The organism is Stenotrophomonas sp. SrG (genome assembly GCF_050031795.1).
Lineage (GTDB): Bacteria > Pseudomonadota > Gammaproteobacteria > Xanthomonadales > Xanthomonadaceae > Stenotrophomonas > Stenotrophomonas rhizophila_A.
The window spans coordinates 1-237 of sequence record NZ_JBNBBE010001222.1; the positions used below are offsets into that span (position 1 = coordinate 1).

The 237-nt window shown below is 67.5% G+C and carries 1 protein-coding gene; it reads left to right on the forward strand.

What is annotated here, in order from left to right:
- The coding region (locus tag ACQG3P_RS23330) for a bactofilin family protein (RefSeq protein WP_426806372.1) at positions 1–237 on the forward strand (237 nt) is incomplete at both ends.

Sequence of the window (237 nt, forward strand, 5' to 3'; positions counted from 1 at the left end):
TCCTGGGCAAGGTGATCGCCCAGGAAGGCGCGACCACGGCCACACTCACGCTGGCCGAGCAGGGCAGCATCGAAGGCGAGATCCGCGCCCTCGTGGTGGTGCTCAGTGGCCGCCTGGATGGCGACGTGCACGCCAGCGAGCGGGTCGAGCTGACCCCCAGCGCCCGTGTCACAGGCAATGTCCACTACCAGGTGGTGGAAATGAACGCAGGCGACCAGCTGACCGGCCGTCTCATCA